At 64.8% G+C, this 8868-nt stretch carries 7 protein-coding genes; 1 reads left to right on the top strand and 6 read right to left on the bottom strand.

Annotation, left to right across the window (positions count from 1 at the left end; genetic code table 11):
• The 6 genes from ACN0X9_RS14280 to ACN0X9_RS14255 form a co-directional block, all read right to left on the bottom strand.
• A partial coding sequence (locus tag ACN0X9_RS14280; protein WP_417488241.1) for an NAD(P)H-binding protein occupies positions 1 to 562 on the bottom strand: 562 nt, incomplete at its 3' end.
• 79 nt (positions 563 to 641) lie between these two features.
• Complete coding sequence (locus tag ACN0X9_RS14275; RefSeq protein ID WP_417488240.1) at positions 642 to 2171, bottom strand: serine hydrolase domain-containing protein; 1530 nt, start codon at positions 2169 to 2171, stop codon at positions 642 to 644.
• 45 nt (positions 2172 to 2216) lie between these two features.
• On the bottom strand, positions 2217 to 3887 hold the full coding sequence (locus ACN0X9_RS14270; RefSeq protein WP_417488239.1) for an ankyrin repeat domain-containing protein: 1671 nt from the start codon (positions 3885 to 3887) through the stop codon (positions 2217 to 2219).
• The gene (locus ACN0X9_RS14265) at positions 3887 to 4309 is read right to left on the bottom strand and encodes a BlaI/MecI/CopY family transcriptional regulator (protein WP_417488238.1); all 423 of its coding nucleotides are present in this window, start codon (positions 4307 to 4309) and stop codon (positions 3887 to 3889) included. The genes ACN0X9_RS14270 and ACN0X9_RS14265 overlap by 1 nt, the downstream gene beginning before the upstream one ends.
• A 133-nt stretch (positions 4310 to 4442) precedes the next feature.
• Positions 4443 to 5183 (bottom strand): hypothetical protein, encoded by a 741-nt coding sequence (locus ACN0X9_RS14260; RefSeq protein WP_417488237.1) that lies wholly within the window; start codon positions 5181 to 5183, stop codon positions 4443 to 4445.
• Positions 5164 to 5661, bottom strand: a complete 498-nt coding sequence (locus tag ACN0X9_RS14255) for a single-stranded DNA-binding protein (RefSeq protein ID WP_417488236.1) — start codon at positions 5659 to 5661, stop codon at positions 5164 to 5166. Before ACN0X9_RS14255 ends, ACN0X9_RS14260 begins: the two co-directional genes overlap by 20 nt.
• A 333-nt stretch (positions 5662 to 5994) precedes the next feature.
• Here ACN0X9_RS14255 and uvrA point away from each other — a divergent pair, with 333 nt between their 5' ends.
• Positions 5995 to 8868, top strand: coding sequence for an excinuclease ABC subunit UvrA (gene uvrA / locus ACN0X9_RS14250; protein ID WP_417488235.1), 2874 nt, complete (start codon positions 5995 to 5997; stop codon positions 8866 to 8868).

Below are 8868 nucleotides of genomic sequence, written 5' to 3'. Positions count from 1 at the left end.
GATCATCCATGCCGATAGGCCGGAACATCTGCTCACCGCCCACCACCGGGGTCACAAAGGGAATGCCGCACAGGCTGCGCACCAGCGCCGTACCGCCATAGACATTGCGCGCCACCACCAGCGAGGGCCGCAGGATCAGCCAGTCGAGATTGCAGGCCCTGAGGGCCGCCTCGCCGGCCAGCTTGTCGCGGGCATAATCCGATCCGGCGGCCTCATCGACGCCGACGGCGGAGATGTGGAGGACCCGCCTCACCCCGGCCTGTTCACAGGCCTTGAACAGCGCCGCGGCGCCATCGACATGCGCCTTGCGGCTGCTGTCGCCAAGCCCGTCCTGGAGCACGCCGACACAATTGATGACAACGTCGATGTCCGTGAGACGGGGCAGCCAGTCATCCACCGTGTCGCAGCGAAAGTCGCATCCGACCCAGGCGAAGTTTGGCGCCCGCCTGCGGGCAGCCTCGACGCCGCGCGCGGCGGCCCGGACCGGGTGACCGGCGGCACCAAGATGGGCGGCAATGTGCGAGCCGATGAAGCCGCTCGCCCCGGCAATCAATACGCGCATGCAATACCCCTTCCGACCCGCCCTGCCGGCACTTTAACCAGACCGGCGCAGACCGGAAGGGGCTTGTCAGTCCGGATGCCTATTGACGGCGATAGTGGGAGGTCGCGTTCTCAAGGTGGAAGCTCATCCCGCTGACCTCGCCGAGGGCATTGCGATGGAATTCCAGCTCGGCAATCCCGACCGTCTGATTGAAGCCGGGCATGACAAAACGGGTGGGCGTCAAGGCAAGCAGCGGCTCGAACCGGTCACCACCAGCCCGCCCCGCCATCAAGCGACCGTCATCATCGAGACGGAATTCCAGCGCCGCCTCGAATATCCAGCCAACCATCTGCTGGCGCAGATCGAGCGGGAAGGCCGAATCAACGGCATAGGTGCCGACAAACGCCGCCAGTTCAGTCGCATTCGACTGCCGGTCAGGCAGGATGACCGGCCGGTTGAGGTTCCAGCCCATTGTGTCGGCAACCCCATTGCGGACCTCGTTGATCAAGGCGCGGCCATTGGCGCCATTGGTCAAAATGACCAGACCGTCACCGGTCACCAGATGCCCTTCAATCCAGGTCTGGTAGGAATTATTGGCGCCGCCATGATGGAAGATAAAGTCATCACCGCGCCCGATCAGGCGCGGGCCAAGACCATGTTCGCCGGGGGCGATGCGGGTCATCATGGCGCGCGCCATGTCAGGTGACAGATAGCCGGCCTCGCCGCGATACGTGCCGATCAGTTCCGCAACCAGCCGGCCAAGATCGGCGGCACTGGTCCACAGGCCGGACGCCGCCATTTCCGGCATCGTCTCATAGCCGCGCGGCAAGGCCGTCGGCTCGCCCGAACGGTCATGGGCACGGGCAATATTGCCGACCGCCGCGGGCAGCGGATTGGCGAAGGTCGAGCGGTCCATGCCGAGCGGCGTAAACAGCTCGGCATCGGCCAGCGCTTCAAAGCTGAGGCCCGACTGGTCGGACAGGTAGAGTTGGGCCAGGGTGAAACCACCACCGGAATAGGCATAGCGGGACCCGGGTTCAAACCGGCGTTCCAGCGCATTGTTTAGCGCCGGGCCGGTGCCGTCGAGGGTTTCAGTGACGCTGGGAATCGCCGCACCGGGTTGATAATCCTCGAAGCCATGCAGGTTAAAACCCGCCGTGTGGGACAGAATGGCGCGCAGGCTGACCGGTGAGCCGAACGGGTCACGACTGTCGGGCAGCGACCAGCTGGACAGGCCGGACAGCACATCCGCATCCAGATCCAGCCGGCCATCGGCGGCGAGGTGCAGGGCCAGCGTCGCGGTCGCGATCTTGCTGACCGATCCGGCCGAGAACAGCGTGTCGGCGGTCACCGGATCCGGGTTGCCGACCTGCAGGACGCCAAAACCTTGCAAGTGGACGACCTCGCCATCCTCGATGATGGCAATCGCCAGGCCGGGCACGCCGTAATGATCCATCCGCTCGGCCAGCGCCCAGCTGACCGGCTGGCCTTCAGCCTGCAAGCGGGGGCGCAGGGCTTCGGCAAAACCGGCCGGTTGCGCTTGGGCTGCTGCCGGCAGCAGGGCCTGGCCGGCCAGGGCCAGGCACAAGCCCAGCGGTCCCGCCCGACGGGCGATCCATTCAAACACCATGGTTTTCTCCAATAAGATCAGGGGCGACGGGGTTGCCGGGGCCGCCTATTCGCTCGGCGGACGGTGTTCGGCACCGCGCGCTTCAAGCCAGGCGACGACATGGTCCTGGCCGGTCCGGCGCGCTTCGCTCAGCGGTGAGCGGTAAATCTCGCGACCCCGACGATCCAGGGCTCGCACTGTCAAAGACAGATCGGCGCCGGCTGCGGCGAGATGTTCGATCACGTCGAGATGGCCTTGCTGGGCCGCATTCACCATCGGCGTTTCATCATGAAAGACATAGGCGTCCGGATTGGCGCCCGCGGCGAGCATGAGATCCACCGTACCGAGACGGCCATGCAGGGAAGCCGCGATCAATCCATTGCCGTCGCCTGACTGGCTGCCATCAACATCCGCACCCGCCGCCAGCAATTGTTGCACCAGGTCGTCCCGGCCGCGGGCGGCCGCCGCAATCATCGGATTGCCGTCTCCATCAATGCCCAAATCCGGATCGGCACCGGCTTCAAGCAGCGCCGCAACGGTCGCGCTGTCGCCGCCGCGAATGGCGGCTATCAGGGCCGTGCCATCGCCGTGGTATCGGACATTTGGATTGGCGCCCTCGGCCAACAATGCCGCGACCCGTGCCTCCTGACCGCGACGCGAGGCCTGATAGAGGCGACCGTCCAGGTCGTGCGCATCGTCAAGATCACGCATCGGGGATGGTCGGGCGTCACGCCCTTCCATCGCCCGGGCCTCACCGAATTGCGGGGTCAGGACAAGGGCTGTCGCCGACAGGGCGGGGAGGAGGAGAACAAGACGCATGGGACTATCCTTTCGGGTGAGGTCAGACGTGGCGGTCAGCCGGCCGACGCGGTGGGCCAGGCTGGAGCGCGAGGGAGCGGCCGCGAGGGCCAGTGAGGCATGACGGGTGCGGTCTCTGGCGGCATCAATCAGTGCCAGGGCCAGGTCTCGTGACTGTCCGGTGATACGGGCCGCTTCGCGGTCGCAAAGGGTTTCGCGATTGCGCTCGAGCAGCGCCATCAAGGGCAGCAGCGGCAGGACCCACCACAGGCAGAGCTGCAGGACGCGCAAGGCCAGCACGGTCCAGGCATCGCCGCGGCGGGCATGCGCAATCTCGTGTTCGAGCACCGGTCGCGCGGCATGATTGAAGTTGAAACCGACCGGCAGCAGGATTTGTGGTCGCCGATAGCCGGCGAGCAGAGGCGTCGCCACCGTGTCGCTGAGCGCCAGCGGCAGGTCGGCAGACAGCCGCATGCCAGACGGACAGGCCAGCGGACGCGATGCCGACCGCATGCGGTCCAGCGCGACCAGGTCGCGGACAAGCCGGACGGTCATGACGGCAGCCCCCGCCAGCCAGGCCAATAGCAGGACCGGGCCGAGCACCGCCCGGACGTCAGTCGAAACGGCTTGAGGCGCGGTGAGCGCAACGACAGGACCGGCATTGCTCGTGGGCCGGGCCGCTTCCTGTGAGATCTCTGCGGTCATGGCTTGCGGCTGGCCGGAGACAGCTGCCGGGTCGGCCGCCGACATGTCCGGCGCGGCCCGCAAGGCGAGGAGAAAGACCAGCGGGATAACGATCAGCGCCGCCAGGGCCAGGTCGTGGCGTTCGCGCACGAAGCGCGCCGGCAACAGGCGATCGATTGCCACCACGATACCCGCCAGGCCGGTCGCGGCGATCAGGGTGGCGGCTGCCGCGAGGAAGAGCGTGTCGGTTGCCATCACTTGGCCTCCCCGTCCGGGGTTTCGGCCGCTGCGTCATCCGAATCGGTTTCCTCCAGCACGGCTGCACGCAAGTCTTCAATGTCTTGCAGGGTCAGCTTCTCGGCCCGCACGAGATGCTGGGCGAGGCTCTGGGCGGAGCCCCCGAACAGGGTGCGGACCATCGAACCCAGCGCCTGGCTTCGGGCACCCTCCCGGCTCAGTCGGGCCGAGTAGATATGAGCCCGGCCGGATTTGCGGAAATCGACATGGCCCTTCTCGGTCATGATGCCGATCGTGGTGAGGACGGTGGTATAGGCGAGACCGAATTCGGCATGCAGTGCCTCGGTGATCTCGCGCACGCTGGCTTCGCCGCGAGCCCACAACACGGTCATGATGCGCTGTTCGGCTTCGGTGAGTTGGGGGGAGGCAGGACGGGCCATCTACGAATTCCTTAGTTGATGGTGACAGGCCTCCCACGGGCGGCCGAATTCATCAACTAACAAATTAGTAAATCAGCCCGAGATCCGACACCGGACGGGTCACATGTCCGGTGTCGGGGGCTTGCAGGTCGCGCTATTCGGCGGCTGTTGCGGCCGCGACGGCGCCCTGCATCATGTCGAGATTGCTCTGCAGGTTGGAGGAAATGCGCGCGCGCACCGAAGGCCAGCGGCTCTCGACCATCAACCACTCATCGCCGGTCAGGGTCTGACCATTCACGGCGGCAAAGTAAGCGTTGGTTCCAAACGAGCAGGCCCACCAGGGCGACGCCTGGCTGGCAAAGGCACCATCGGTCTCGATGACATGCTCGATCGCAGCAATCGTCAATTCCGGCCGCGAAGCGATCACCTGAACCACAGTTTCACCGGCATAGCCGGAAGCCTCGTTGATGACGTCCAGGGCCGTGGAATCAAGACAACGAGCCGCGTCATACATGGTCCGCGACCGCCCCAGGAAATAGGCCTGGACCGCGAATTCCGGATCGGACTCGGCAGTCAGGCGCGCCAGCTCGAACAGGAAGAAGGGCGGGTTTAGGTCGCGCGATGTCCACAGCGTCTGGGCCACCTCGATCACGCTGTCACCGGTCCCTGACTGGAGCTGGTTGAGCAGGCCCAGAACATCGCCCCATGCCATCTCGCCGACGACGAAATGGGCTTCCCCCTCCTCATCGCCCAACGGCACAATCACAATTTCCGGCGACCGCGCATTGGGGTCGTCGCTGACATCGTCCTGGGCACCCGCGACGCCGACCGCCAGAAAGGCGGTCAGCAGACCGGCGCCGAGCAGTCGGGTCAGGCTAGAACGGGATTTCATCATCGAGATCTGCATTGCGGAAATCTTCCTTCGGTCCGTCCATGGAACGCTGGCCGCCACCGGAGCCGCCTCCCATTTCATTCTGGCCACCGCCGCCAAAGCCGCCGCCGCCGCCGGATCCGCCTTCATTGCGGCCGTCGAGCATGGTCAGCTCGCCGCGGAAGCGCTGCAGCACGACTTCGGTGGAATATTTTTCCTGGCCGTTCTGGTCCGTCCATTTACGGGTCTGGAGCTGACCTTCAACGTAAACCTTGGAGCCCTTCTTGAGATAGTTCTCGGCGACCTTGGCCAGATTGTCGTTGAAGATCACGACGCGGTGCCATTCGGTCTTCTCACGGCGCTCGCCGGAGGACTTGTCGCGCCAGCTTTCCGAGGTCGCAACCGAGAGATTGACGACCGGGTCGCCATTATTCATGCGACGGATTTCCGGGTCACGTCCCAGATTGCCGACCAGAATTACCTTGTTGACGCTTCCCGCCATCGCCCGTTCTCCATCCTTGCGTCCGCGCCTCTCCGGGCGGGCCACCTAGTGTTCACATTCTGTTCCGCAGGTCAATCGAAGCCCGCGAGTCAGGGCGATTTGAGAGGAGGCGAGCGACAGAGTCCAGCCGGACGACTCAGGGCAATCGCACGTCAGGCTCCTGCCACCGTCATGTCAGCTGTTGCGCGCGGCATGCTGGACCCGGCGGCATCCGCGTCCTATCTCATCAGGACCGCGTCATGCGCTGGACAGGCCGCATGATGTTCCCCTAACGTTCCGACCCGGTTGCGATTCCCAACCGACAGGCGCGACCGAACGGAGACTGGCTAAGGCATGGCGCTCGACAAAATCCGCGTGCAGGGCGCACGCGAGCACAATCTCAAGGACGTTTCCGTCGAGCTGCCGCGCGACAAGCTGATCGTGTTCACCGGCCTGTCCGGCTCGGGCAAATCTTCCCTCGCCTTCGACACCATCTATGCCGAGGGCCAGCGCCGCTATGTCGAGAGCCTGTCGGCCTATGCCCGGCAATTCCTCGAACTGATGTCCAAGCCCGACATGGACAGTATCGAGGGCCTGTCACCGGCCATCTCGATCGAGCAGAAGACGACCTCGAAAAATCCGCGCTCGACCGTCGGCACCGTCACCGAGATCTATGACTATATGCGCCTGTTGTGGGCCCGGGTCGGTGTGCCCTACTCACCCGCCACCGGCCTGCCGATCGAGAGCCAGACCGTCAGCCAGATGGTCGACCGCCTCACCGCACTGGACGAGGGCTCGCGGCTCTATCTGCTGGCCCCCGTCGTGCGTGGCCGCAAGGGTGAATACCGCAAGGAATTCGCCGAATGGCTGAAAGCCGGCTTCCAGCGGGTCAAAGTCGATGGCGAGTTCTACACGCTGGAAGATGCCCCCACGCTCGACAAGAAGTTCAAGCACGATATCGACGTGGTGGTGGACCGGATCGTCATTAAGCCGGAGATGGAAAGCCGCCTGGCCGACAGCCTGGAAACCGCCCTGCGCCTGGCCGAGGGCCTCGCCGTCGCCGAGTTCGCCGACCGCCAGGACGAGAAAAGCAAGCCGGAACGGATGCTCTTCTCGGAGAAGTTCGCCTGCCCGGTCTCCGGCTTCACCATCTCGGAAATCGAGCCGCGCCTGTTTTCTTTCAACAACCCGTTCGGAGCCTGTCCGAAATGCGACGGCCTCGGCCAGTCGCTGAAGTTCGACGAAGACCTCGTCGTCCCGGACCGCGACAAGCCCTTGTCCGATGGTGCGATCGCACCGTGGAGCCGGGCGACCTCGAAGCTCTACCAGCAGACGCTGCAGGCCCTGGCCGGGCATTTCGGCGGTGACATGTTCCAGGCCTGGCGCGACCTGCCGGAGCCTTTCCGCAAAATCGTGCTGTTCGGCACCAAGGAGAAGGTGACCTTTGTCTATGAGGACGGGTTGCGGAAATTCGAGACCCAGAAACCCTTCGAGGGCGTCATTCCCAATCTCGAACGGCGCTGGCGCGAGACGGACTCAAGCTGGGTCCGCGAAGACCTTGCCCGCTTCCAGTCGGCGCAGCCTTGCGAGACCTGCGGCGGCCGCCGCCTGAAGCCGGAAGCGCTTTGCGTCAAGATCGACGGCCAGGACATCACCGACGCCTCGAAACTCTCGATCCGCAATGCGCGCGACTGGTTCGGTGCCGTCGAGGCGACCCTGACGCCGAAACAGCAACAGATCGCCGAGCGCATCCTCAAGGAAATCCGCGAGCGCCTGAAATTCCTCGTCGATGTCGGGCTGGACTATCTGACGCTGGATCGCGCTTCGGGCACGCTGTCCGGCGGCGAAAGCCAGCGCATCCGCCTCGCCAGCCAGATCGGCTCGGGCCTGACCGGAGTACTCTACGTCCTCGACGAGCCCTCGATCGGCCTGCACCAGCGCGACAATACCCGCCTGCTGGAAAGCCTGCGCGGGCTGCGCGACCTCGGCAATACGGTGATCATTGTCGAGCATGACGAGGAAGCCATCCTGACGGCCGACTATGTTGTCGATCTGGGCCCCGCCGCAGGTGTCCATGGCGGCGAAGTCGTCGCTGCCGGCACGCCCGCCGAAGTCATTGCCAATCCAGCCAGCCTGACCGGCCAGTATCTGCAAGGCACGCGGCGGATCGAGGTGCCGACCAAGCGCCGCAAGATCGACAAGAAGCGAACGGTGAAAGTCGTCGGCGCGACCGGCAATAACCTCAAAACCGTCGACGCGGAATTCCCGCTTGGCGTCATGTCCTGCGTCACCGGCGTGTCCGGCGGCGGCAAGTCGACCCTGACCATCGAGACTTTCTACAAGGCGGCCGCGCGCAAGCTCTCCAAAGCCCAGCAGGTCCCCGCCCCGCACGACCGGATCGAGGGGCTCGACCGGCTCGACAAGGTCATTGATATCGACCAGTCACCGATCGGTCGCACGCCGCGCTCCAATCCGGCCACCTATACCGGCGCCTTCACCCCGATCCGCGAATGGTTCGCCCAGCTGCCCGAAGCCAAGACGCGCGGCTACAAGCCGGGCCGTTTCTCCTTCAATGTGAAGGGCGGACGCTGTGAGGCCTGCCAGGGCGATGGCGTGGTGAAGATCGAGATGCACTTCCTGCCGGATGTCTTCGTGCCCTGTGATGTCTGCCACGGCAAACGCTTCAATCGCGAGACGCTGGAGGTCCAGTTCAAGGGCAAGTCGATCGCCGACGTGCTCGACATGACGGTCGAGGAAGGCGCGGACTTCTTCAAGGCCGTGCCCGCCGTGCGCGACAAGATGGAAACCCTCAAACGGGTCGGTCTGGGCTATATCAAGATCGGTCAACCGGCGACCCAGCTGTCGGGCGGTGAGGCCCAGCGCGTCAAGCTCTCCAAGGAGCTGTCCAAGCGCGCCACCGGCAAAACGCTCTACATTCTCGACGAACCGACCACCGGCCTGCATTTCGAGGATGTCCGCAAGCTGCTGGAAGTCCTGCACGAGCTGGTCGAGGCCGGCAATACGGTCGTGGTGATCGAGCACAATCTCGACGTCATCAAGACCGCCGACTGGCTGATCGATCTCGGCCCCGAAGGCGGTGATGGCGGCGGCGAAGTAGTCGCGGTTGGCACGCCGGAGACGGTGGCCAAGGTCGAGCGCAGCTGGACCGGCCGTTATCTCGCGCCGATGCTGGAACGGGCGAAGGCGCTGCGGAAGAAGGCGGGCTGA

It is taken from the genome of Maricaulis sp. (genome assembly GCF_048268525.1).
GTDB lineage: Bacteria > Pseudomonadota > Alphaproteobacteria > Caulobacterales > Maricaulaceae > Maricaulis.
This window is presented reverse-complemented; position numbering and strand designations above follow the sequence as displayed.

What these genes read in the sequence shown, in the direction of transcription:
- ACN0X9_RS14275 (WP_417488240.1), bottom strand. Translation starts at nt 2,171, where the DNA reads ATGGTGTTTGAATGGATCGCCCGTCGGGCGGGACCGCTGGGCTTGTGC.
- ACN0X9_RS14270 (WP_417488239.1), bottom strand. Translation starts at nt 3,887, where the DNA reads ATGGCAACCGACACGCTCTTCCTCGCGGCAGCCGCCACCCTGATCGCC.
- ACN0X9_RS14265 (WP_417488238.1), bottom strand. Translation starts at nt 4,309, where the DNA reads ATGGCCCGTCCTGCCTCCCCCCAACTCACCGAAGCCGAACAGCGCATC.
- ACN0X9_RS14260 (WP_417488237.1), bottom strand. Translation starts at nt 5,183, where the DNA reads ATGATGAAATCCCGTTCTAGCCTGACCCGACTGCTCGGCGCCGGTCTG.
- ACN0X9_RS14255 (WP_417488236.1), bottom strand. Translation starts at nt 5,661, where the DNA reads ATGGCGGGAAGCGTCAACAAGGTAATTCTGGTCGGCAATCTGGGACGT.
- uvrA (WP_417488235.1), top strand. Translation starts at nt 5,995, where the DNA reads ATGGCGCTCGACAAAATCCGCGTGCAGGGCGCACGCGAGCACAATCTC.